26 protein-coding genes and 2 tRNA genes are annotated in these 20,630 nt (G+C 68.4%); 26 read left to right on the top strand and 2 right to left on the bottom strand.

What is annotated here, in order from left to right; genetic code table 11:
- Positions 1-83: 83 nt before the first annotated feature.
- Genes DJ021_RS14220 through DJ021_RS14250 form a run of 7 tightly spaced genes read left to right on the top strand, consistent with a single transcriptional unit; the run spans position 84 to position 4,139 of the window.
- On the top strand, positions 84-1,478 hold the full coding sequence (locus DJ021_RS14220) for a hypothetical protein (protein ID WP_111458177.1): 1,395 nt from the start codon (positions 84-86) through the stop codon (positions 1,476-1,478).
- Positions 1,475-1,843, top strand: a complete 369-nt coding sequence (locus DJ021_RS14225) for a hypothetical protein (protein WP_111458178.1) — start codon at positions 1,475-1,477, stop codon at positions 1,841-1,843. Before DJ021_RS14220 ends, DJ021_RS14225 begins: the two co-directional genes overlap by 4 nt.
- The gene (locus DJ021_RS14230; protein WP_111458179.1) at positions 1,844-2,803 is read left to right on the top strand and encodes a hypothetical protein; all 960 of its coding nucleotides are present in this window, start codon (positions 1,844-1,846) and stop codon (positions 2,801-2,803) included. It abuts the gene before it with no gap.
- A gap of 16 nt (positions 2,804-2,819) precedes the next feature.
- Positions 2,820-3,089 (top strand): hypothetical protein, encoded by a 270-nt coding sequence (locus tag DJ021_RS14235; protein WP_111458180.1) that lies wholly within the window; start codon positions 2,820-2,822, stop codon positions 3,087-3,089.
- Entirely contained in the window at positions 3,073-3,312 is a 240-nt protein-coding gene (locus tag DJ021_RS14240) for a hypothetical protein (protein ID WP_111458181.1), read from the top strand. The genes DJ021_RS14235 and DJ021_RS14240 overlap by 17 nt, the downstream gene beginning before the upstream one ends.
- A 24-nt stretch (positions 3,313-3,336) precedes the next feature.
- The gene (locus DJ021_RS14245) at positions 3,337-3,765 is read left to right on the top strand and encodes a D-Ala-D-Ala carboxypeptidase family metallohydrolase (protein ID WP_111459115.1); all 429 of its coding nucleotides are present in this window, start codon (positions 3,337-3,339) and stop codon (positions 3,763-3,765) included.
- A complete protein-coding gene (locus DJ021_RS14250; RefSeq protein WP_111458182.1) occupies positions 3,762-4,139 on the top strand; it encodes a hypothetical protein in 378 nt (125 codons plus the stop codon). Before DJ021_RS14245 ends, DJ021_RS14250 begins: the two co-directional genes overlap by 4 nt.
- A gap of 231 nt (positions 4,140-4,370) precedes the next feature.
- On the opposite strand, the gene DJ021_RS14260 is transcribed toward DJ021_RS14250, so the two are convergent.
- Positions 4,371-4,931 carry a DUF2239 family protein gene (locus DJ021_RS14260; protein ID WP_111458184.1) on the bottom strand — a complete coding sequence of 187 codons (561 nt, stop codon included), beginning with the start codon at positions 4,929-4,931 and terminating at the stop codon, positions 4,371-4,373.
- A gap of 267 nt (positions 4,932-5,198) precedes the next feature.
- Between DJ021_RS14260 and DJ021_RS18970 the strand changes: the two genes are divergently transcribed.
- From DJ021_RS18970 to DJ021_RS14285, 5 genes are all read left to right on the top strand, one after another.
- Positions 5,199-5,837 carry a 2OG-Fe(II) oxygenase gene (locus DJ021_RS18970; protein ID WP_165837228.1) on the top strand — a complete coding sequence of 213 codons (639 nt, stop codon included), beginning with the start codon at positions 5,199-5,201 and terminating at the stop codon, positions 5,835-5,837.
- 128 nt (positions 5,838-5,965) lie between these two features.
- Complete coding sequence (locus DJ021_RS14270; RefSeq protein ID WP_165837229.1) at positions 5,966-6,886, top strand: mitochondrial fission ELM1 family protein; 921 nt, start codon at positions 5,966-5,968, stop codon at positions 6,884-6,886.
- A gap of 28 nt (positions 6,887-6,914) precedes the next feature.
- Positions 6,915-7,376: a DUF3617 domain-containing protein gene (locus tag DJ021_RS14275; RefSeq protein ID WP_165837230.1), complete on the top strand. Its 462-nt coding sequence runs from the start codon at positions 6,915-6,917 to the stop codon at positions 7,374-7,376.
- A gap of 174 nt (positions 7,377-7,550) precedes the next feature.
- A complete protein-coding gene (locus DJ021_RS14280; RefSeq protein WP_111458187.1) occupies positions 7,551-8,765 on the top strand; it encodes a PQQ-dependent sugar dehydrogenase in 1,215 nt (404 codons plus the stop codon).
- Between the two features lie 28 nt (positions 8,766-8,793).
- On the top strand, positions 8,794-9,669 hold the full coding sequence (locus tag DJ021_RS14285) for an SMP-30/gluconolactonase/LRE family protein (protein WP_111458188.1): 876 nt from the start codon (positions 8,794-8,796) through the stop codon (positions 9,667-9,669).
- A gap of 238 nt (positions 9,670-9,907) precedes the next feature.
- Here the strand turns inward: DJ021_RS14285 and DJ021_RS14290 are convergent.
- Positions 9,908-9,982 (bottom strand) — tRNA-Thr (locus tag DJ021_RS14290).
- Positions 9,983-10,022: 40 nt separating this feature from the next.
- On the opposite strand from DJ021_RS14290, the gene DJ021_RS14295 reads away from it, so the two are divergent.
- The 14 genes from DJ021_RS14295 (at position 10,023) to DJ021_RS14360 (ending at position 20,625) form a co-directional block, all read left to right on the top strand.
- Positions 10,023-10,232 (top strand): hypothetical protein, encoded by a 210-nt coding sequence (locus DJ021_RS14295; RefSeq protein WP_133255034.1) that lies wholly within the window; start codon positions 10,023-10,025, stop codon positions 10,230-10,232.
- Between the two features lie 97 nt (positions 10,233-10,329).
- Positions 10,330-11,622 (top strand): UDP-N-acetylglucosamine 1-carboxyvinyltransferase, encoded by a 1,293-nt coding sequence (gene murA / locus DJ021_RS14300; protein ID WP_111458190.1) that lies wholly within the window; start codon positions 10,330-10,332, stop codon positions 11,620-11,622.
- A gap of 5 nt (positions 11,623-11,627) precedes the next feature.
- Complete coding sequence (locus tag DJ021_RS14305; protein ID WP_111458191.1) at positions 11,628-12,053, top strand: DUF2948 family protein; 426 nt, start codon at positions 11,628-11,630, stop codon at positions 12,051-12,053.
- Positions 12,054-12,064: 11 nt separating this feature from the next.
- Positions 12,065-13,348, top strand: a complete 1,284-nt coding sequence (hisD, locus tag DJ021_RS14310; protein WP_111458192.1) for a histidinol dehydrogenase — start codon at positions 12,065-12,067, stop codon at positions 13,346-13,348.
- Positions 13,349-13,420: 72 nt separating this feature from the next.
- Positions 13,421-14,431 carry a fatty acid desaturase gene (locus DJ021_RS14315; RefSeq protein ID WP_207801852.1) on the top strand — a complete coding sequence of 337 codons (1,011 nt, stop codon included), beginning with the start codon at positions 13,421-13,423 and terminating at the stop codon, positions 14,429-14,431.
- Between the two features lie 64 nt (positions 14,432-14,495).
- Positions 14,496-15,761, top strand: coding sequence for a mechanosensitive ion channel family protein (locus tag DJ021_RS14320; protein ID WP_111458194.1), 1,266 nt, complete (start codon positions 14,496-14,498; stop codon positions 15,759-15,761).
- A gap of 161 nt (positions 15,762-15,922) precedes the next feature.
- A complete protein-coding gene (locus DJ021_RS14325) occupies positions 15,923-16,399 on the top strand; it encodes a UPF0262 family protein (protein ID WP_111458195.1) in 477 nt (158 codons plus the stop codon).
- A gap of 6 nt (positions 16,400-16,405) precedes the next feature.
- The gene (locus tag DJ021_RS14330) at positions 16,406-16,879 is read left to right on the top strand and encodes an arsenate-mycothiol transferase ArsC (protein ID WP_111458196.1); all 474 of its coding nucleotides are present in this window, start codon (positions 16,406-16,408) and stop codon (positions 16,877-16,879) included.
- 116 nt (positions 16,880-16,995) lie between these two features.
- Positions 16,996-17,214 carry a translation initiation factor IF-1 gene (infA, locus tag DJ021_RS14335; protein WP_111458197.1) on the top strand — a complete coding sequence of 73 codons (219 nt, stop codon included), beginning with the start codon at positions 16,996-16,998 and terminating at the stop codon, positions 17,212-17,214.
- Between the two features lie 28 nt (positions 17,215-17,242).
- Positions 17,243-17,818 carry a Maf family protein gene (locus DJ021_RS14340; protein ID WP_111458198.1) on the top strand — a complete coding sequence of 192 codons (576 nt, stop codon included), beginning with the start codon at positions 17,243-17,245 and terminating at the stop codon, positions 17,816-17,818.
- A complete protein-coding gene (locus tag DJ021_RS14345; protein WP_111458199.1) occupies positions 17,815-18,855 on the top strand; it encodes a ribonuclease E/G in 1,041 nt (346 codons plus the stop codon). Before DJ021_RS14340 ends, DJ021_RS14345 begins: the two co-directional genes overlap by 4 nt.
- Entirely contained in the window at positions 18,852-19,022 is a 171-nt protein-coding gene (locus DJ021_RS14350; protein WP_111458200.1) for a DNA gyrase inhibitor YacG, read from the top strand. The genes DJ021_RS14345 and DJ021_RS14350 overlap by 4 nt, the downstream gene beginning before the upstream one ends.
- Before the next feature lie 64 nt (positions 19,023-19,086).
- Positions 19,087-19,162, top strand: a tRNA-Phe gene (locus DJ021_RS14355).
- A gap of 551 nt (positions 19,163-19,713) precedes the next feature.
- The gene (locus DJ021_RS14360; protein WP_111458201.1) at positions 19,714-20,625 is read left to right on the top strand and encodes a MotA/TolQ/ExbB proton channel family protein; all 912 of its coding nucleotides are present in this window, start codon (positions 19,714-19,716) and stop codon (positions 20,623-20,625) included.
- The last annotated feature ends 5 nt before the right edge of the window (positions 20,626-20,630 follow it).

Below are 20,630 nucleotides of genomic sequence, written 5' to 3' on the forward strand. Positions count from 1 at the left end.
CCGGGGGCGGGCGTTGGGCGGATGGGTCCAATGTGCGGTTCCGGTTGGGGCGGCCGCAGGCGATCGGCGGGTGGGAGAGATTGATGGCGAACGCGCTCACCGGCGTCTGCCGCTCGGTGTTCCCGTGGACCGACAACGCCGCGGTCCTGAACATCGGCTTCGGCACGCATTCCAGGCTGCAGCTGTGGCAGGGCGGGGCGCTGTTCGACATCACGCCGACGAGCGGCTTCACGCCCGGCGCCGTCGACGGGGCGGGGAGCGCCGGCTTCGGCACGGGCGGTTATGGCGTTGGCGGCTTCGGTTTGCCCTCGACCACGGACTACTTCCCGCTGACCTGGTCGATGGCGGCGTGGGGACAGAACCTGCTGGCCTGCCCGCGCAACCAGACGATCTTCGCCTGGACCAACAATACGGCGACCAAGGCGGCGGCGCTGGCGAACGCGCCGGCCAACGTCACCCACATGCTCGTGGCGCCGCTGAACGGCGGCTACCAGGTGTTCGCGCTCGGGTGCAACGAGGAGGTCTCGGGCGTCTTCAATCCGCTCTGCATTCGTCACTCGTCAATCCGCAACAACACCGAGTGGAGCACCGCGGCCGCCGGCTCGACGTCGCGTGAGTATGTGCTGACGGGGGGCGGGCGGATCGTGGCCGGGCGGATGTGCGGGCCGTATCTGCTGGTCTGGACCAGCGACGCCCTGTTCCTGGGATCCTTCGTGGGCTCGCTGAACCAGCCGTGGCGGTTCGACCGCGTCGGCCGCAACTGCGGCCTGATCGGGCCGAACGCGGCGGTGGTGGTCGGCCAGACGGCTTACTGGGCGAGTCCGGACCGGCAGTTCTACAGCTATGGCGTGGGCGGCCAGCCCGAGCCGGTCCCGTGCCCGATCCGCCAGGCGTTCGCCGACCGGTTGGCCGCGAGCCAGGGCGACAAGGTCGTGGCGTCCTCCAACGCCGAGTTCTCGGAAATCCGCTTCGACTATCCGGACAGCCGCGACGGCTACGAGAACAGCCGCTACCTGGCGCTCTGCCTGACCGGCCCCGACGCCGGCGCCTGGCATCGCGGGATCATGGCGCGCACGGCCTTCGTGGATGCGGGTCCCTCGGCGTTCCCGGTGGGCGTCACCTATGAGGGCGCGGCCTACTACCACGAGAAGGGCAAATCGGCGGACGGCGGCAAGTTCGCCTGGTTCGTGGAGACCGCCGACACCTACCTGGATCCTGAGAACTGCTTGTTGGTCCGGGAGGTGTGGCCGGACTTCAAGGACCAGGTCGGGCCGGTGACGGTCTCGGTGACCTCGCGCCGGCAGCCGCAGGGCCCGGAGACGACGGTGACTGCGCCGCCGATGGCCGCCGGCGACGCCAAGGCCGACATCCTGACCACCGGCAGGCTCTTCAAGGTCCGGTTCTCCGGCGAGAGCGCGCCCACCGCCTGTCGGATCGGCAAGCCGGTCTTCGACGTGGCGCCGACCGGGCCCCGATGAGCTTCGAGGCGGACTGGGCGCGTTGCGCGCCCTGGATCGACGCGGCGCTGGCGCATGCCGGGCGCACCCACGGTCTTTCCGACGTGAAGGCGATGATCCTCGCCGGCGACGCCGGGTTCTGGCCCGGCCGCGGCGCGGCGCTGGTGGCCACGACCGAAGACGATCCGGGCGAGCGGCGGCTGCTGATCTGGCTGGCGGGCGGCGAGCTGTCGGAGCTGCGGACGGAATTGCTGCCGCAGGCCGAAGCCTGGGCGCGGGCCTGCGGATGTCGCCGCGTCCTGATCATCGGACGGCCAGGTTGGGAGCGGGCGCTGAAGCGCCATGGATTTGCGCCGTTGGCGCGACTGATTGCAAAGGAACTCTAGATGAGCTTCAAAATCGGCGGGTCGGCCTCGAAGTCGAACACGACGTCCAATTCCAGCTTCAACAACACTACGACGCCGATCGTGCCTCAATGGGCGTCGGACCTGACGCAGAATGTCGCCGGGCGGGTGGGGGGTCTGACCGGCTTGGACCCACAGATCCTGGTGGCGCCCGTGCAGCCGCTTCAGCAGCAGGCCAGCGCAGCCGCCGGCGGCCTAACGGGTTCTCCGTGGAACTTCGATGCGGCCGCAAACCTGACCCGCGGCGCGGCGGACACCTCGTGGCTTTCGCCTTACATGAGCGCGGACACGCCGTCCGCCTCCGGCGGGACGGCCTCCAGCTACATCGACAGCTACATGAACCCGTATCTGCACGACGTCGTGGACGCCACCGCGGCGGACCTGGACGCCAACGCCGGGCAGGTCCGGGCCAAGCAAGCGCTCGACCTGGCCGGGTCGGGGGCGTTCGGCGGCTCCGGCGCAGCGCTGACCCAGAGCATGACCGAGGGCGAACTGGCGCGGGCCCGCGCCACCTCTCTGTCGAGTCTGCGCTCCCAGGGCTACAACGCCGCGCTGGGCGCAGCGGCCGGCGACGCCGAGCGGGCGACGCAGGCGCAGATCGCCAACGCCCAGATGGCGCTGCAGGACAGCGCGCAGAAGGTGGGGTTCGGCCTGCAGGGCCAGCAGCAACAGCTGCAGGCTGCGAACCAGCTCACCGGGCTGTCCAGCGCCTACGACGCCAACCAGCGGGCGAACATCGCCACCCAGGCCGACCTAGGCGACACCCTGCGCAACATCGACCAGGAGCAACGGCAGGCGCCGGTGACCAGCACCCAGCAGATCGTGGCGATGCTGAGCGGGCTTCCGATCAACCTGTTCACTGGGCAGCAGCAGCAAGGGACGGAGTCAAAGAAGGGAAGCGAGACCAAGGTGGAGGTCCATGCCGATGCAACCAAGCCGTGAGACTCCGCTGGAGGTGATGAGGTTCGAACGCCTGGCCTCGCTCGAGCAGCGGCTGACCGACCACGAGTCCCGCTGTGAGGAACGGCTCTCCGAGATCAAGGTCTCGTCCGCCAACACCCTCAAGGCCGTCGAGGGGCTGAAGAGCCGCTTCTGGGCCATCGCCCTGTCGCTGCTGGCCTGGGCGCTTGCCCAGGTCTGGGCGGCGAACCAAGGGCGGATCGCGCGGCTGGAGGCGGCGGCGCCGATCGTGGCGGCGAGGGAGGTGGCCTATGTCTCCGCCCATTGAGGTCCGCTGGCTCTGGCGACGGATCTACACCTACGGCGCGACGATCCTGAACAGCGCGGGCGTCGGCGCGATCATCTGGCGGATCGACGATCCGCAGGCCCTGAAGTGGCTTGGGCTGTCGCTGGTCTGCGCCAACGTCGTGATGGCGACGCTCTACCTGGCGGGCGCGACCGTGACCGACTGGGCGAAGCTCGCCGCCGCGGCCCGCAAGGCCGTCGACTAACCCTCACAATCGATTGGAATGACCATGGCCACATGGCTCACGGCGCATTTCGCGCTGGAGGAGCTCGCGTGCACGGAGCATCGCGAGTTCGACAACACCCCGCCGCCGGAGGTTGTGGCGACCCTGCGGATGACCGCGGCGCGGATGGAAGAGGTTCGCCGGCGGTTGGGCGAGCGGGTGATCACCGTGTCGAGCGGCTACCGCAGCCGGGCGCTGAACCGGGCCGTCGGCGGCTCGAAGACTTCGGCGCACCTGACCGGCCATGCGGTGGATTTCAACTGCTATGGCTTCGGCGAGCCGCTGGAGGTGTGCCGCGCGCTCGCCGGCTCCGACCTCGCCTTCGACCAGCTGATCGAGGAGGGCGGCTGGGTCCACCTGTCGTTCGATCCTCGGCTGCGGCGGCAGGTGCTGACGAAGCGGCCGGGCGGCTACGGCCTTGGGCTGCCGTCATGAGTTCGCGTCTGACCCTGGCGGTCGCGACCGCGTTCATCCTGCTGGCGGTGGTCGTAGCGATCTATTGGAAAGGCCGCCACGACGACGCGGCGAGGGCGCGGCCGAAGATCGAGGCCGCGCAGGCCAAGGCGGCCGTCGCGGGCCTTGAGACCCAGGGCGCGAAGGAGAGCGCCCAGCGCGTGGAGGTGGTGGTCCGCCAGCGCGATGCGGCCGCCGCCACCGTCGCCCAAGTGACCGCCAAAGCCCTGACCTCGGAGGACGCCGATGCGCCCCTGGACCCTGATCGCGCCGCTCGCCTGCGCAACGCTGACCGCGAGCTGTGCCTCGCCGGCCCCGAGCTCGTCGGCTGCGCCACGGATCGAACTCCCGACTGAGGCCGCGCGGCCGTGCAGCCTCTATGTGCTTCCGGAGACGCCGACGCGGTCGGCGTTGGAGATCGGCTACGCCACGCGCGGCGCCCAGCTCGTGGCCTGCGATGCGGCGCGGAACCTGGCGGTGCAGACACACGAGGCGGAGCACGCGTTGGAGGATCGACTGGCGTCGCCCGCCCGAAGGCGGTTCTTCGGCCTTCTGCCGCCAGCCAACGGCGCCAGATAGCGCCGGAGCTATTCCTGAGGCCCCTCGGCGGCCGCCAGTCGCGAGACGTAGGCGCCCACATCTGCAGGCCAGGCGGCGATGAGGCTGTGGAGGCGAGGGCGATCGCCGGCGTAGAGGGCCCGCAGGGCGTCCTCATAGTCCGGCAGATCTCCGGCGATGGCGGTCATCACCCGATGGGCGGCCTCCTGCGCTCGGCGCGCCTGGTCGGCGCCCGACCCCTGGCGGCGAGCCTGATCGACGAGCCTGCGGAGCGCGGCGGAGGCGCCGCCAGGCTGGCCGGCCAGCCAGTCCCAATGCCGCGGCAGGAGCGTGACCTCACGCGCGACCACGCCGAGCTTCGGACGTCCACGACCTGCCTTGGGCTGCGGGCTCGGGGCGAGCCTGGCGACCACGTCGTCGGCGGACCCGCGCAGATCAAGGTCCACCTGCCGCCCGGTGGCGTCGTCGAATACCAGCAGAGCGTTTGGCAGATGGCCGTGGGCGGCGCGCGCGACATCGCTCGCCGTGCCGCGAGCCACCGCGCGATGGCCCGCGAAGGCGGTGAAGGTCTCGTCCGCAGGATCGCTCATCAACCCTCCCTCGGTTGGCCAATATCTATCCGGGTGTTATTTGACCGTCAAACCCGGCAACGACAAGGGCCCGCGGCCGGTGCTGCGGGCTTGTTTCGTATCGGACGATGGAAGCCGCCAGACGGGTTCGCCGTCCAGACACGCCGTGGACAGCCCGCGCGTGACGCGTCGCTCCCGGCTGACAGACCCGGCGCCTTGCAGCCGTTGACATCCTCCGTGAGGCGCGGACCGGGCGGCGACGTCTGTTCAGCAGTGCCGGAGTTTGAAATGCCCTTCCTCGATCTGGACGCGATCGAAGCTGCTCCCATGCAACACGAGCCCTTTGACTACTTCGTGGTGAGCGGAGCGGTGCCCTTGTGCTTCGCCGACCAGATCGAGTCGGACTACCCAAAGATCGAGGCGAGTGGCTCATTCCCTTTGGGCCAGCTTCAGATCGGCCCCTCCGTGCGCGCCCTGATCGCTGAATTCGAAGGCCCGGCTTTTCGTCAACTGGTCGCGCGCAAGCTCGGCGTCGAACTTGAGGGTAAGCCGACAGTCGTGACGCTTCGGGGGCGGTGTGCGGAGCGCGACGGCAAGATACACACCGACTCCAAATCCAAGATCGTCTCGCTTCTACTCTATCTCAACGGTGTGACCTGGGATTCAACCGGCGGCCGGCTACGGATGCTGCGGCAAGGCGACGACCTTGACGCTGTCGCGACGGAAATCTCGCCGACCTTCGGCAATCTCGTAGTCTTCCGACGCTCCGAACGTTCCTGGCACGGGCACGCGAGCTATGCCGGTCCCCGGCGCGTCCTGCAGATCAATTTCGTGCGTGCACAGCACACGACGCTAGTCAGCGGCCTACGACACGGACTTTCTTCCGCGACCAAGCGGATGAAGAAGTTGATGTCGGCTCGAGGCTGACGGGACGGGCGACCTGTCCGTGACACCACCACTCCGCGGGCGGGCCCGCGAGCGGGCCAGAGCAGAGGTGGATCAGCATGCCCCCCCGGGCCTCAAGCGCGTGGATATTGACAACCGGCGAGGCGGGAATGCGCACCCAGGCGCGCGCGCTCGCCATGGCTGTGACCGACGACGTCACTGAAAAGGTCGTGCGGCTCCGCGGTCTGTGGCGGCGTGCGCCAGCCGGGTTCCCGATGCTTCTCAGCGGCTTGGATCCCGCCGATGCGCTCCAGCCCCCATGGCCGGACCTTATTGTCAGTTGCGGGCGCAGAGCCGCTGCCGTTGCGATCGCCGTGAACAAGAAGGCGAGCGGCCAAATCTGCCTCGTGCACGTGCAGGATCCGCAGACGAACCCGCGGTGCTTCGATCTGGTCGTGGCGATGGGGCACGATCGTGTGAACGGCCCGAATGTGCTCAGGGTGCCGACGGCCCTTCACGATGTGACCCAGGAGGGACTTGCGTCGGCGGCGCGTGAATGGGGCTCGCGATTCGAGTTCCTGCCGCGTCCATTCCTTGGCGTCTTACTGGGCGGATCGACGGCGCGCACGCGGTTCACCGTCGAGCACGCTGACCGGCTGCGCGAGCGATTGATGGCCTTGCAACGGGAGTTCGGCGGCGCGGTACTCGTCGTCCCCTCCCGGCGAACGCCTGAGGACGTAGTGCGCCATTTCGAAGACGCGGCGACCGAAGGCGGACCTTTGTGGGCATGGACCGGGGCGGGGGAAAATCCCTATCGCGGCGTCCTCGCGCTTTCAGACCGGCTGGTCGTGACGGCAGACAGCATCTCAATGATTTCCGAGGCCCTGGCGACGCCCCATCCGGTTGAGCTCTTTATGATCGAGCTTGGCGCGCGTCATACGCGGTTCGTGGATGATTTGACACGGCGCAAGCTGGTGGCTCCCTTGACGGAAGAGTCAGGAGCGGAGTCGCGCGCGGCGGTTTATTCAACCCCTATTGCTGCAGCGGCAACGATGAATGTTCTGTCGAATCGGCTTGCTCGGGCGAACTGATGAAGACGGGCGCCGGGGCAGAGGGGCGATGACCTGCAAGCTGTGGCTCACGAGAGCCTTGATCATGGCGGCCTTGCTTCCGGCATCGGCGGCCCGGGCGGAAACCGGCCCGTCCGACGAGCCGCCGCGCGCTGGCTATTGGGAGACCGTAAACACCTGGGTCTTCGTGATTCCCTTCCGCAAGGTGGAGCGAAAGTGCTTCACGACCACGGACATCAGCAGCTTCCTTGAGGGGCCTAGCAACGCTCACTACACGTGCACTTACCCCGTCCGAGTTGTGGGGGGCGGGCGCCTGTCCGTTGAGGGAACCTGCGTCGAGAAGCGCGGCCAGGTCGCTCAAATCAAGGCGAACGGCGTGTACGGTCCGACCGCCTTCCACCTCACGGCAGAGCTGCGCACGAAGATCGCCGGCGTGCCGCTCAGTGCGTCCGGCGTGACGGAGGCGCGACGCCTGGGTGACGCGTGCCCCACGCCGGTGGCGAAGCGCTAGGTCGCTGACGGGATGGCGCGGCCGGGCAGGATTGAACTGCCGACCGCATGGCGCTCAGACGACCTGCTGACCAAGCTTGTCAGGCATGCGGGCCGAGCCTAGCACCGGCGCCAGCCGAGCTATATACGGCCTACGGCCCAGTTGGCGGCGTGCAAATATCCGAGGGAATGGAAGATGAAGCTGGCGAAAACGGCCATGCTGGCGGCCTTGGCGGCGACGAGCGCCTCCGCCCAGACCAACCTCGGTGCGCAGCCGCCCGAAGCCAGCCTGCCGTTCGTGATGACCCAGGTGGCGACCTTCAACCTGCCCTGGCGCCTGGCGTTCCTGCCGGACGGCCGGATGCTGATAACCGAGAAGGTCGGGCCCATCTGGCTGGTCACCCAGACCGGCGAGAAGACGCCGGTCGCCAATGCGCCGCCCGTGTTGGCTCAGGGCCAGGGCGGCATGCTGGGCGTCTTCCTGTCGCCCCACTACGCGAAGGACCACTTCGTCTACCTCACCTACGCCGAGCCCGGCGACGGCGGCTCCAGCCTGGCGCTGGCGCGGGCGAAGCTCACCCTGGCAGCAGGCTCGGCCAGCCTCGACGACCTCAAGGTGATCTGGCGCGACGGCGAGCGCGGCAAGGGCGGCCAGTTCGGCGCCCAGGTCGCCTTTTCCCCTGACAAGAAGTACCTCTTCCTGACCGTCGGCGACCGGCAGCGCATGACGCCTGCCCAGGATCCCGATCAGCCGCTCGGCAAGATCCTGCGCCTCACCCTCGACGGCAAGCCGGCGCCCGGCAATCCGATGGCCGGCAAGACTGGCGCGGCCAGCGTTCCGGTGATCGACCCGCCGAAGGATTCGGAAGCGGCCACGACCGCGCCCGTGGTCAGGACCTATGCGTTTCCGGGGCCGAACCTGACGCCGGCCGAGACCTGGACTTCCGGCCACCGCACGCCCTACGGCCTGGCCTTCGCACCTGACGGCAAGCTGTGGGAGGCCGAGCTCGGCCCGCGCGGCGGCGACGAACTGAACCTGATCGAGCCCGGCAAGAACTACGGCTGGCCGCTCGTCTCCTACGCGGTCAACTATGACGGCGTGCCGATCCCGAACCCGGATGCGCGCCCGGACCTGGCCAAGCCGGTGCTCTACTGGACGCCCGTCATCGACGTGGGGAACCTGATTTTCTACAACGGCAAGATGTTCCCGCAATGGAAGGGCTCCGCCCTCATCAGCGGCCTGGGCACCAAGACGCTGAACCGCGTCATCGTCAGCGGCGCGACCGCCAAGGGGGCGGAACGCTGGAACGTCGGCTTCCGCGTTCGCGACGTCGAGGTGGCTCCCGACGGGGCGCTGTGGATGCTCGAGGACAACAGCAAGGGCGGCCTCTACCGGGTGACGCCGAAGTAGCTCCAGACAGAACACGACGGGGAACATCATGATCCGCAGCGCCGCCCTGGCCATGGCCTTGCTCGGTCTTTCCGTGCAGGCGAAGGCCGCCGAAATCCTGATCCAGAACGAGAAGTCTTCGCCGGAGAGCCTGGCGATGGCGCCGGACGGGTCCCTGTTCGTGGGCAGCGCCAGTTCGCCCTACGTCTATCGGGTCAAGAAAGGCGCGACGACAGCCGAACGCTTCGTCGATGCGAGCGGCGAAGCGCCTGGGACCTTCTTCTTCGGACAGCTGGCGGACGGCGCCACCGGCACACTGTGGACCTGCCAGCTGACGCCCGTGCCGGGCGCCACGCCCGCCCGGCGCCATACGAGTCTGCGCGGTTTCGACCTCAAGACGGCCAAGGAAAAGCTGCGCTGGGATCTGCCGGGCGATAACTCGACCTGCAACGATTTCGCCATCGGCCCCGACAAGGCGCTCTACATCACCGATACCGCCAACGCGAAAATCTACCGCCTGGCGGCCGGTGCGCAGACGGCCGAGCTCTTCCTCGACAACCGCCTGTTGCTGGGCATCGACGGCATCACCTTCCTGAACGGCGTGCTCTATGTGAACAGCGTGTCGCTCAACAAGCTCTTCCGCATCCCCATCGACTCCTCCGGCAAGCCGGGTGCGCTGGTGGACATCTGGATGGATGCGCCGGTCAAGGGGCCGGACGGCATGCGCGCGGCGGGGGGCAAGCTGGTTGTGGCGGAGAATGGGGCCGGCAAGGTGGATGCCCTGACCATCACGGGCGACATCGCCCATGTCACGGTGCTGAAGGACGGGCTGAAGACCCCGACCGGTGTCGAGCCGTCCGGCGACACCCTCTGGCTCACCGAGCGCGGCGCCGGCAAGGTCTGGTCCATCCCGATGCCGAAATAGAAGTATGACCGCCATCCGACGTCCTCGATGACGCGGAAGGCGGCGGTCAGCGATTTGCCCTCCTGCTTTCTCCGCTGGGCGATTCGAGGCCGGTTGCGGCCGATCGAAGGGGCGCACGGAGGCGTCATGCCAGCGTGACTCGGCTGGGAAAGCCGCTGCGCGCTGCTTCCCAGTACCGGAATCTGCATTTCAGGAGGAGAGGGTGTTTCCCCAAGCCGTTGAAAGGCTTGGGGAAACATGGTGCCGCCGGGCAGGATTGAACTGCCGACCTCAGCCTTACCAAGGATGCGCTCTACCACTGAGCTACGGCGGCGAAAGGCGAGGCGGGGGCTATAACGAACCCGAGCCGCCGCGTGAAGCCCCAATTGCAGCCCTTCGCTCTTGACCGCGCGGACGCCTCGCCGCACCCCTTCGACATGGCTGCTCCCGGCAAATCCCCCCAGGCCCCGGCCTCCGAGCGGGAGGCGAAGCTCGCGCAGGCGCTGAGGGCGAACCTGCGCCGGCGCAAGGCCGTCGATCGGCCGGAGCCTCAGGACAAGCCGTCGGATCGCACCGAGGGCTGAGTCGCCCTTTGCGCGGGGCCGCGCGCACGCTAGATAGCGCCTCCAGGGCTGGCCCCCGCGACTCCCCAAAAAGCGCGGTCGTTTCGAAGGATTGGGATTGGACCGCATTGCCATCACCGGCGGCGCGCGGCTGGAGGGAGAGATCCCGATCAGCGGCGCCAAGAACTCCGCCATCAAGCTGATGGCCGCGAGCCTGCTCACCGACGAGCCGCTGCGCCTCACCAATATGCCGCGCCTGGCCGACACCCGCTTCCTCGGCAAGCTGCTGCAACGCCTCGGCGCGGAGGTCGTCGAGTCCGAGGGCGAGGACGGATCCGAAACCCTGCTGCGCACGCGCGAGATCGTCAGCGGCTTCGCGCCCTATGATCTGGTCCGCCAGATGCGCGCCTCGTTCAATGTGCTGGGTCCGCTGCTGGCCCGCACCGGCCAGGCGAAGGTGTCGCTGCCGGGCGGCTGCACGATCGGCGCCCGTCCGGTCGACCTGCACCTGAAGGCGCTGGAGGCGCTGGGCGCGCGCATCGACCTGCACGAGGGCTACGTCTACGCCCAGGCGCCCGGAGGCCTGAAGGGCGGCCATATCGAATTCCCGTTCAACTCGGTGGGAGCGACCGAACACGCCCTGCTGGCGGCGGTGCTGGCCTCCGGCGAGACGGTGATCACCAACGCCGCCTGCGAGCCGGAGATGGTCGACCTGGCCGACTGCCTCAACAAGATGGGCGCCAAGGTGAGCGGCGCCGGCACCTCCACGATCACCGTAAAGGGTGTCACCAGCCTCAGCGGCGCCACCCACGCGGTGATGACCGATCGAATCGAGGCCGGCACGTTCGCCGTAGCGGCCGCCATGGCCGGCGGCGAAGTGCGCCTGACCTGCACGCGGAGCGACCTGATCCAGGCGCTGTTGGACAAGATGGTGGAGGCCGGCGTCGAGGTGATCCCTCACAGCGACGGAGTAACCGTGAAGCGTGACGCTTCCCGCCGCCTGCGCGCCGTCGAGGTCGAGACCGATCCTTATCCGGGATTCGCCACCGACCTGCAGGCCCAGTTCATGGCGCTGATGACGCTCGCCGACGGGGAAAGCGTTATCAAGGAGACCATCTTCGAGAACCGGTTCATGCACGCGCCTGAACTTCAGCGGCTGGGCGCCGACATCGCCGTACATGGCGGCGAGGCGCGGGTGCGCGGGGTGGAGGCGCTCGAGGGCGCGCAGGTCATGGCGACCGACCTACGGGCCTCCGTCAGCCTGGTGATCGCCGGCCTCGCGGCGCGCGGCGAGACGATGGTCAACCGGGTCTATCACCTCGACCGCGGCTTCGAGCGGCTGGAACAGAAGCTGGGCGCCTGCGGCGCGCAGATCCGCCGCATCAAGGGCGACGGCGAGGAGGAGGACTGAGTCCGATGACGGAGTCGCAACCCCTTCGCCTGTTGGCCCAGGACGCCGAGGACCTGGCGGTCATTTCCGCCGCCATGCAGGACGCCGTGGCCAAGGTCGGCGACATCACCTTCGAGGCGAAGGCGCGACTGCTGACGATCGCGTTCAATCGCTACCGCTGGGAAGCGGGTGGCGGCGAACGGGTCCGTTCGGCCCTGCAGCTGGGCTGCGTGCTGAAGGTGCAGGCGCGCAAGATCCGTCGCAACGCCCCCGACGCCGTGCTCGAAATCCTGGCGATGATGTTCGAGCCGACCGAAGCCCCGGGCGGGGTCGTAACCCTGAGCTGCGCCGGCGGCGGCGACCTGCGCGCCACGGTGGAGTGCGTGGAGGCCGTCCTGGCGGACCTCTCGCAGCCCTGGCCGACCCGCCGCAAGCCCGAGCACGAGGTCTGAGTTCCCGCTTTATGCGCCGTTTCCACCATAACGATCCGAGCTTCGAAACCGATTTCGCCGCCTTCGTCGAAGAGCGCCGCGACACGCCGGAGGAAGTCGACGCCATCGTTCGCGACGTCCTGTCGGCGGTGCGCGCGGAGGGGCTGGAGGCCCTGTTGCGGTTCGCGCGGGAGTTCGACCGGGTCGAACTCGACGAAGACAGCATCCGCGTCAGCGCCGAGGAGATCGCCGCGGGCGCGGCAGCCTGCTCGCAGGAAGTGCGCGACGCCATAGCCTTCGCGGCGGGGCGGATCCGGAGCTATCACGAACGCCAGCGCCCGGCCGACCTGCGCTTCACCGATGAGGCGGGTGTCGAACTCGGCTGGCGGTGGACGCCGCTGGAGGCCGTGGGGATCTATGTGCCCGGCGGACGCGCCGCCTATCCCTCGACGGTGCTGATGAACGCGGTTCCGGCCGCAGTGGCGGGCGTCGAACGCATTGCGATGGTCACGCCCCCTGGGCGGCTGCAGCCGGCCGTGCTGGCCGCCGCGCAAGCCGCCGGCGTGACCGAGATCTGGCGCGTGGGCGGCGCCCAGGCGGTGGCGGCGCTGGCCTACGGAGCTGGCCCCATTCGCCCGGTCGACAAGGTCGTCGGACCAGGCAACGCCTTCGTGACCGCGGCCAAGCGCCGGGTCTATGGCGTGGTGGGGATCGACGCGCTGGCGGGGCCGTCCGAGATCGTGGTGGTGGCCGACGGCGCCAACAATCCCGATTGGATCGCCGCCGACCTGTTGTCGCAGGCCGAGCACGATCCGGCCGCCCAATCCATTCTGATCACCGACGACGAAGCCTTCGCGGCCCGCGTCGAGGCGGCGGTCGAGACCCAGCTTTCGGCCCTGGCGACCGGCGAGGACGCCGCGGCGTCCTGGCGCGACCACGGCGCGGTGGTGATCGCCCCGCTCGAGGAGTCGCCGCGCCTGGTCAACCTGATCGCTCCCGAACACGTGGAGTTCGCCGTCGAGGCGCCGGAACGGCTGTCGGACCGGGTGCGGCACGCCGGCGCGATCTTCCTGGGCCGTCACACGCCTGAAGCGATCGGCGACTATGTCGCAGGCTCGAACCACGTGTTGCCCACCAGTCGGGCGGCGCGGTTCTCCTCGGGCCTGTCGCTCTATGACTTCCTCAAGCGGACCTCGATCGTGAAGTGCGATGAGGCGGCCTTCGCCGCGCTCGCGCCTTCGACCATCGCGCTCGCCGAGGCGGAGGGGCTACCGGCGCACGCGCGCTCGGCCGCCATCCGCCTTGAGCAGAGCTGAGCCAATGGCCCCAATGCAACCTTGTTTGCCGTTCACCATTTGACGCTCAGCACCCATATCGAAAGTCCGAACTTGGCCCCCGAAGCGATCGCCTCTGGCGCCTGGTCCAAACGGCTGGCTGACTACCGCCAGCCGAAGACCGGCCGCAGCATTTTCGAGATCTTCATCACGGCGGGCCCGCTTGCTGCGATCTGGGCCCTCGCCTGGCTGTTGCACAGCCAAGGTTGGTGGTGGGCGGCGCTGCTGCTGACCATCCCTGCGGCCGGCTTCCTCGTTCGCCTGTTCATGATCCAGCACGACTGCGGCCACGGCGCCTTCTTCGGCGAGAAGCAGGCCAACGACTGGGTCGGGCGGGTCATCGGCGTCCTTACGCTGACCCCTTATGACTATTGGCGGACCACGCACGCCATCCACCACGCGACGTCCGGGAACCTGGATCGGCGGGGGCTTGGCGCCATCGAGATGCTGACGGTCGAGGAATACCGCGCGCTCTCGCCGTTGCGGCGGTTCGGCTACCGCCTCTACCGGCATCCCCTGGTGATGTTCGGCCTGGGGCCGGCCTTCGTGTTCTTCATCATGCAGCGGCTGCCCATCGGCATGATGCGGCAAGGCTGGCGTCCCTGGGTGAGCGTATTGGGAAACGGGGCTGCGATCGCCGCCGGCCTCGGCGTGCTGATCTGGCTGTTCGGCCCGGCGCCGGTGCTCATCGTCAACGTCGTGACCATGCTGCTGGCGGCCACCATCGGCGTGTGGCTGTTCTATATCCAGCACCAGTTCGAGGGTGCGAGCTGGGCCCGCAACGGTGAGTGGAAGCGCGATGAAGCGGCCCTCGCGGGCAGTTCCCACTACGACCTGCCGCCGGTGCTGCGCTGGTTCACCGCCAATATCGGCATCCACCACGTCCACCACCTGTCCAGCCGGATCCCGTTTTACCGGCTCCCGAAGGTCCTGAAGGACCATCCGGAGCTGAAGCCCATGAGCCGGGTCGGCCTGTGGGAGAGCTTCCGCTGCGCACGGCTGGCGCTTTGGGACGAGGCGGCTGGCCGTCTGGTCTCGTTTCGGGACCTGCGCGCCAGCGCCTGAGGCGGTTCGGAACCTCCCCTGAAGCGCCGGCGTTGGCCGGCGGCAAACCTTCGAACGGCGCCGTATGCCCGCACCTCACGTCGCCGCCCCCGCGGCCAATTCCGTCCAAACCGTCCAACCCAGCCTCGCCGAGCAACTGACCGCCTTCGGCCGCTCGGCCTGGGATCACCTGGCGCGGCTGGACGCCCGGGAAGCGGGTCTCAACTTCATGGTGTCTGCAGCGGTCCTGCTGCTGGCGCTCGGCGCTATCTGGGTCCTGCGGCGGCTCTTCGACCACTGGCTGGCACGCTTCGCCGCCCGTTGCGGCGAGGCGGCGGCGGACGACAAGCGGCGCACACCCAAGGCCGCGGGGGTCACCTGGGCGCTGCTGCGCCTGCTGGTGCTCGGCACGGCCGTGTTGTTCGTCGTCGGCGTCTGGGGAATCGATCCCTGGGCGCTGCTGTTCGGCGGCGCCGGAGCGCACCTCGTGCGGCTGGCGCTCATCGTCCTCCTGGCGACGGCGCTCTGGGAGGTGGCGGGCTTCGTGATCCGCCGGCTGATCGAAGGTTTCGCCCAACGCAGCCATGATGCGCGGCGGGCCGCCCAGCTGCGCACCCTGGGTCCGCTGCTCATCGGGTCGGTGCAGGCGGTGCTGGGCGTGGTCGGTCTGCTGACGTTCCTCTCGGAGGTCGGCGTGAAGGTGGCGCCCCTTCTGGCCAGCGCCGGGGTGGTGGGCATTGCGGTCGGCTTCGGCGCCCAGACCATCGTGAAGGATTTCCTCACCGGTGTTTTCCTGATCGCCGAAGATGTGGTGTCGGTGGGCGACAACGTGCGCATCAAGGAGGAGAGCGGTACGGTCGAGGCTATGACGCTGCGGACCATCCGGTTGCGCAACACCGATGGCACGCTGCACATCTTCCCCTACAGCGAGGCCCAGGTGATCCATAACCGCACCAAGGGCTTCTCCTCCTACGTCTTCGAGTTCATCGCCAGTTACGACGTCGACGTCGATCGCGCCCTGGCCCTGATGGCCAAGGTCGGCCACGCAATGAGCCAGGATCCGCAGTTCGGATCGCAGATCACCCGGCCCTTCGAGGTGCTGGGCGTGGACAAGCTCGGTGAGAGCGGCGTCACCCTGAAGGCCAAAATCACCACCGAGCCGCGGGCGCAGTGGAAGATCGGGCGAGAGTACAACCGGCGCATCAAGGCGGCGTTCGACGAGGCCGGGATCGGGACGCCCCACACCTCGGTGCAGTTGCTGCCCACGGCCGCCAATCAGGAGACGGACCGCCTCGACGCCCGGCGTGAAGGGCGTTCGTTCCGGTCGCCGGAGAAGGATGCCCGGGGCTGAACGCGAACTGCCCGCGCCTACGGCGCCCGATGTCAGCTACGCCCGGCGCTCCCCGCGCCGGGCGTTTTTCTTTGCCCGCGGCGGAGCTGTTCGCAGGCGCGGGATGACGTGAGGGGGCGGTATGCCATAAAGCGTCGAGGATATCCCTCCGTCCGGGCGCCATGGCCGACCATCGTAACCAGCACCGCCTGCAGAGCGTCGAGCTCGACGAAGAGTCGCTCGCGGCGGTCTCCCGCGACCAGGAGCAGGAGCGGCAGATCGCGATCTTCGACCTGCTGGAGGACAACTACTTCGCGCCCGACGGCGCGGAGACGGGACCTTACGCGCTGCGCATGGGGCTGGTGGAGAACCGGCTCATGCTGGATGTGCGCGGATCGAACTACGAACGTCGGCACATCCTGTCGCTGTCGCCTTTCCGAACCCTCATCAAGGACTACTTCCTGATCTGCGAGAGCTATTACCAGGCGATCCGCAACTCGACGCCGTCCCAGATCGAAGCCTTGGACATGGGTCGCCGCGGCCTGCACAACGAAGCCTCCGAGCTGTTGCAGGCGCGGCTGGCCGGGAAGATCGACACCGATCTGGACACGGCTCGCCGGCTCTTCACCCTCATGTGCGCGCTGCATTGGCGGGGCTGAGCGCGCATGGATGACGATCGGAGGCCGGTCCCACCGGGCGCGGTCCTCTTCGCGTGCAACTTCAACCGCGTGCGTTCGCCGATGGCGGAGGCGCTGCTGAAGCGGCTGGCGGGGGACCGGATCTATGTCGACAGCTGCGGGCTGAAACTGCCGCCGGCGGGCGGAGCCGCGGATCCGGACAACGCCGACATCGATCCGTTCGTCCGGGCGGTGATGGCCGAGATCGGGTGCGACCTCTCGAACCATCGCGCCAAGACCTTCGACGACCTGGAGGACGCCTCCTTCGACCTGGTGGTCTCCCTGACGCCGGAGTCGCAGCATCGCGCCGTGGAACTGGCACGCGGCCGCGCGGCGGAGATCGAGTACTGGCCGGTCCTCGACCCGACCCTCGCGGAGGGCTCGCGCGAGGCGCGGTTGGCGGCATATCGGGAGGTTCGCGACACACTGGCGACGCGGATCGCGCGGCGTTTCAGGACCTGACCGCGTCAGCCATCGACCTTGCCCCCGACGCTGCGTTATAATTCCCATGCTGTTCACGGCTCGCGACCTGACGTAAAGGCGCGGGCCGTCGTTTTATTGTCCGTTTGGGAGCCTGCATGGCGAAAGAAGAACTGCTGGAGTTTCCGGGCACCGTCAGCGAGGTCCTGCCCAACGCCACGTTCCGCGTGAAACTCGAGAATGACCACGAGATCATCGCCCACACCGCCGGCAAGATGCGCAAGAACCGCATCCGGGTTTCGGCCGGCGACAAGGTGCTCGTGGAGATGACGCCCTACGACCTCACCAAGGGCCGCATCACCTTCCGCGTGCGCTGAGGCCTCGAGAGGCGCCTTGCCGCCGACAATGCAGCGCCTGGTGCTGGCTTCCGCAAGTCCCAGGCGGCTCGACCTTCTGCGCCAGATCGGGCTGCGGCCCGACGCGGTGATCGCCGCGGAGGTCGACGAATCCCCCATATCCGACGAAACGCCCCGACTGCTGGCGCTCCGCCTGGCGGCGGCGAAGGCTTCGCGCGTGGCCCTGACGGAGCCCGGCGCCTACGTGCTGGCGGCCGACACCGTGGTCGCGGTGGGCCGCCGCGTCCTGCCCAAGGTGGAAGGCGAAGCCGATGGCAGGGCCTGCCTGGGCCTGCTTTCCGGTCGCGCGCACCGGGTTCTGACGGGAATCGCCGTCGTTGGCCCGGACGGCCGCAGCGCGCGCCGACTGGTGGAGAGCCGCGTCCACTTCAAACGCCTGACGGTCACCGAAACGACCGGCTATCTCGCGTCCGGCGAAGGCGTGGGGAAGGCGGGTGGCTACGCCATTCAGGGACGCGCCGGCGCGTTCGTGACCGCCTTGCAGGGGTCCTATTCCGGCGTGGTCGGCCTCCCGCTCTACGAAACCGCCAACCTGCTCGCCGGCCTGGGCTATCGTCTGCCATGAGCGAGCGACGCATTTACCTGGACCGTGGGATCGGCGAGCAGCGAGGGGTCATCACCCTGGATGGCCGGCCCGAACGTCTGATCATCCGCCGCGATGGCGATGATCCCCGGCTGATTCTGGGCGCGCGGCTGACCGCGCGCGTGGCCAGCATCGAGCCCGCCCTGGCTACGGCGTTCGTGGACCTCGGGGGCGGAGCCGAGGCGATTCTGCCGTTCAAACCTGATTCGCGGCCGGTGCGTGGGCAGTCGCTCGACGTCGAGATCCGGGCCGAACCTCGCCGCGGCAAGCTCGCCATCGTACGGGCCCTTGGGGCAGGAGAGGGCGCGCCGCGCCTGACGGTCCCGGCGCCCGATGTGGCCTCGGAACTGATGACGCTGGTGCGGGACGCCAAACTGGTCGAGGGCCGGGCCGCGCGCACGGTGGCCGACGAGGCCGAAACCGAAGCTCTGGACGTGCTGCATCCGATTCCCGGCGGCGGCCTCCTGGCCGTGGAGCCCACCCGTGCGCTCACCGCCATCGACGTCGACCTGGGCGAGCGCAAGGGCGCCGACGCCAAGCGCGTCACCCGGCAAGCGAATCTCGCGGCCCTGGGGATGGCGGCGCGCCTGCTGCGGCTGAAGGGGCTCGGCGGGATCGTGGTGATCGACCTGGTGGGGCGCGGCCACGACGGGACGGCGCTGATGGCCGCGGCGCGCACCGCCTTCGCCCCCGACAACCCCGGGGTCGCCATCGGACCGGTGGGCCGGTTCGGGACGATGGAGCTGTCGTTGCCGCGTCGCGCCCGACCGCTGGCGGAGGTGCTTTGCCGCGATGACGGCCAGCTTAGCGACGCATCGTTGGCCTATCGCCTGGTCCGCCGTCTGCAGGCCGAAGGCGAGGCCCAGCCGGGCGCGCGCCTGCTGGCGGCATGTGCTCCGGCGGTGGCCGCCGCGGCGAATCCCCTTGTCGCCCGACTTGCGGAACTGATGGGCGCCCGCTTCGCTATCCGTTCGGAGGCGGGGAGGGCGCGCGACCAGATCGACGTGGGGCAGGCATGAGCCAGGCCAAGTGCCCGATCTGCGGCAAGCCGACGGAGCCGGCGACCCGGCCGTTCTGTTCGCGGCGGTGCGCCGACGTCGATCTCCATCGCTGGCTTACCGGTCGCTATGCGATCCCGGTCGTGGAAGAGGACGCTGAGCCGGACGACGAAGGCGCCGACGACTAGCGTCGCTCGCTGGACTTCCGAAAAGGCCTCTTCTATAGACGCGGCTCCCGCGTTGGCGGCCTTCGCCTGGGTAGCTCAGTTGGTAGAGCAGCGGATTGAAAATCCGCGTGTCGGTGGTTCGAATCCGCCCCCAGGCACCACCGCCCTTTTCGGCCCCGATCGGCTCGGCGGCCCGGCCCGGCGCCCCCGGTTCAGGCGCCGGCGCCTACGCCAGCCGCACACGCCCGTTCGCTGAGCTTACGCTTTAAAATCGCGGTTCCGCCGAAATATGCTGCGATGCAGCATTCGGATTCTCGGAAAAGTGGAAATCTATCTGTGGATACTTGAGCGTCCGATTGTGCATTGCAGCAATGCTAGCTTCGCAGTGTCCATTCGGCTCCTAGACCACGGCTCTGACCCCTTGACGCCTTAATAAGGGGTTGCCAAAGGACCCGGGCCGCACGTCTAACATAGCGGTAAGACTTCAAGTTCCCCTCGGGGAAGGCGAAGTCGCCTCGCGCCTTCGAAACGCCAATCTTCCACGTGTGTTGGGAGTACGCGTTACGGGTCGGGCGCAGCGACAGCGGCTCTGCCGTTCTGATCCGGGATAAAACCGGGGCGGAGCGGTGGGCTTGTTTCAACTAGGGTGGAGACGCTCTCGCGCGACGACCCTCCGGCCAATCGTGCTAGACCAACCAGGAACTGGCGACATATGCTCGACAACAAACGGAAGACCCCTTTCATCGCTCTCCTCGGCGCTATGGCGCTGATGGCGAGCGCGCCGGCGTTTGCTCAGAACGCCGCCGCTCCTGCCGCTCCGGCGGCTGACGCCGCCGCCGCACCGGCTCCCGCTGCTGCGGCTCCCGCCGCCGCCGCTCCCGCGGCTCCTGCCGCGGACGCCGCCGCTACCGATCTGCCCCCGCAAATGAAGCACGCGGGCAAGATGGGCATCGGCAGCATGTTCATGGACGCCAAGCCCGTCGTTAAGGTCGTTATGCTCGGCCTGCTGCTGGCTTCGCTGTTCTCCTGGACCCTGCTGATCACGAAGCTCTTCGAGTTCCGCTCGCTAAACCGCGCGTCGGATAACTTCCTCGAAGCGTTCCGCGGCGCGAAGTCGATCACCGACATGGGCCGTATCGCCCAATCGGAAGAGTTCGAAGGCAACCCGCTGGCCGATATGGCCGCCGCGGCCGCCTCCGAGATCGAGCTTTCCCGCCAAGCCGGCCTGCAGATCATGGGCGAGCACCGCGACACCACCCTCGGCCGCGCTCAGGCCGCTGTTGGCGCCGTTCAGGCTTCGCTGGCCCGCCGCCTCTCGAGCGGCATGCAGTTCCTGGCTTCGGTCGGTTCCAACGGTCCGTTCATCGGTCTGTTCGGCACCGTGTACGGGATCATGGACTCGTTCATCGGCATCGCGAACACCAACACCACCAACCTCGCGGTTGTGGCGCCGGGTATCGCCGAAGCCCTTCTCGCCACCGGCCTGGGCCTGTTCGCGGCCATTCCCTCGGTTATCTTCTACAACTACTTCCAGACCCGCATCTCCGCCTACGGGGCGCGGACGGAAGGCTTTGTGGCTGAACTGATGAACGCGATCTCCCGGCAGCTCGACAAAGGAGCCTAAGCCAG

This window comes from Phenylobacterium hankyongense (assembly GCF_003254505.1).
In the GTDB taxonomy this organism is placed as follows: domain Bacteria; phylum Pseudomonadota; class Alphaproteobacteria; order Caulobacterales; family Caulobacteraceae; genus Phenylobacterium; species Phenylobacterium hankyongense.

What these genes read in the sequence shown, in the direction of transcription:
- DJ021_RS14320 (WP_111458194.1), top strand. Translation starts at nt 14,496, where the DNA reads ATGCCCGCACCTCACGTCGCCGCCCCCGCGGCCAATTCCGTCCAAACC.
- DJ021_RS14325 (WP_111458195.1), top strand. Translation starts at nt 15,923, where the DNA reads ATGGCCGACCATCGTAACCAGCACCGCCTGCAGAGCGTCGAGCTCGAC.
- DJ021_RS14280 (WP_111458187.1), top strand. Translation starts at nt 7,551, where the DNA reads ATGAAGCTGGCGAAAACGGCCATGCTGGCGGCCTTGGCGGCGACGAGC.
- DJ021_RS14305 (WP_111458191.1), top strand. Translation starts at nt 11,628, where the DNA reads ATGACGGAGTCGCAACCCCTTCGCCTGTTGGCCCAGGACGCCGAGGAC.
- DJ021_RS18970 (WP_165837228.1), top strand. Translation starts at nt 5,199, where the DNA reads ATGCCCTTCCTCGATCTGGACGCGATCGAAGCTGCTCCCATGCAACAC.
- DJ021_RS14260 (WP_111458184.1), bottom strand. Translation starts at nt 4,931, where the DNA reads ATGAGCGATCCTGCGGACGAGACCTTCACCGCCTTCGCGGGCCATCGC.
- DJ021_RS14245 (WP_111459115.1), top strand. Translation starts at nt 3,337, where the DNA reads ATGGCCACATGGCTCACGGCGCATTTCGCGCTGGAGGAGCTCGCGTGC.
- DJ021_RS14225 (WP_111458178.1), top strand. Translation starts at nt 1,475, where the DNA reads ATGAGCTTCGAGGCGGACTGGGCGCGTTGCGCGCCCTGGATCGACGCG.
- DJ021_RS14345 (WP_111458199.1), top strand. Translation starts at nt 17,815, where the DNA reads ATGAGCGAGCGACGCATTTACCTGGACCGTGGGATCGGCGAGCAGCGA.
- DJ021_RS14220 (WP_111458177.1), top strand. Translation starts at nt 84, where the DNA reads ATGGCGAACGCGCTCACCGGCGTCTGCCGCTCGGTGTTCCCGTGGACC.
- DJ021_RS14230 (WP_111458179.1), top strand. Translation starts at nt 1,844, where the DNA reads ATGAGCTTCAAAATCGGCGGGTCGGCCTCGAAGTCGAACACGACGTCC.
- DJ021_RS14360 (WP_111458201.1), top strand. Translation starts at nt 19,714, where the DNA reads ATGCTCGACAACAAACGGAAGACCCCTTTCATCGCTCTCCTCGGCGCT.
- hisD (WP_111458192.1), top strand. Translation starts at nt 12,065, where the DNA reads ATGCGCCGTTTCCACCATAACGATCCGAGCTTCGAAACCGATTTCGCC.
- DJ021_RS14270 (WP_165837229.1), top strand. Translation starts at nt 5,966, where the DNA reads ATGCGCACCCAGGCGCGCGCGCTCGCCATGGCTGTGACCGACGACGTC.
- DJ021_RS14340 (WP_111458198.1), top strand. Translation starts at nt 17,243, where the DNA reads ATGCAGCGCCTGGTGCTGGCTTCCGCAAGTCCCAGGCGGCTCGACCTT.
- DJ021_RS14330 (WP_111458196.1), top strand. Translation starts at nt 16,406, where the DNA reads ATGGATGACGATCGGAGGCCGGTCCCACCGGGCGCGGTCCTCTTCGCG.
- DJ021_RS14240 (WP_111458181.1), top strand. Translation starts at nt 3,073, where the DNA reads ATGTCTCCGCCCATTGAGGTCCGCTGGCTCTGGCGACGGATCTACACC.
- DJ021_RS14350 (WP_111458200.1), top strand. Translation starts at nt 18,852, where the DNA reads ATGAGCCAGGCCAAGTGCCCGATCTGCGGCAAGCCGACGGAGCCGGCG.
- DJ021_RS14285 (WP_111458188.1), top strand. Translation starts at nt 8,794, where the DNA reads ATGATCCGCAGCGCCGCCCTGGCCATGGCCTTGCTCGGTCTTTCCGTG.
- infA (WP_111458197.1), top strand. Translation starts at nt 16,996, where the DNA reads ATGGCGAAAGAAGAACTGCTGGAGTTTCCGGGCACCGTCAGCGAGGTC.
- DJ021_RS14235 (WP_111458180.1), top strand. Translation starts at nt 2,820, where the DNA reads ATGAGGTTCGAACGCCTGGCCTCGCTCGAGCAGCGGCTGACCGACCAC.
- DJ021_RS14275 (WP_165837230.1), top strand. Translation starts at nt 6,915, where the DNA reads ATGACCTGCAAGCTGTGGCTCACGAGAGCCTTGATCATGGCGGCCTTG.
- DJ021_RS14250 (WP_111458182.1), top strand. Translation starts at nt 3,762, where the DNA reads ATGAGTTCGCGTCTGACCCTGGCGGTCGCGACCGCGTTCATCCTGCTG.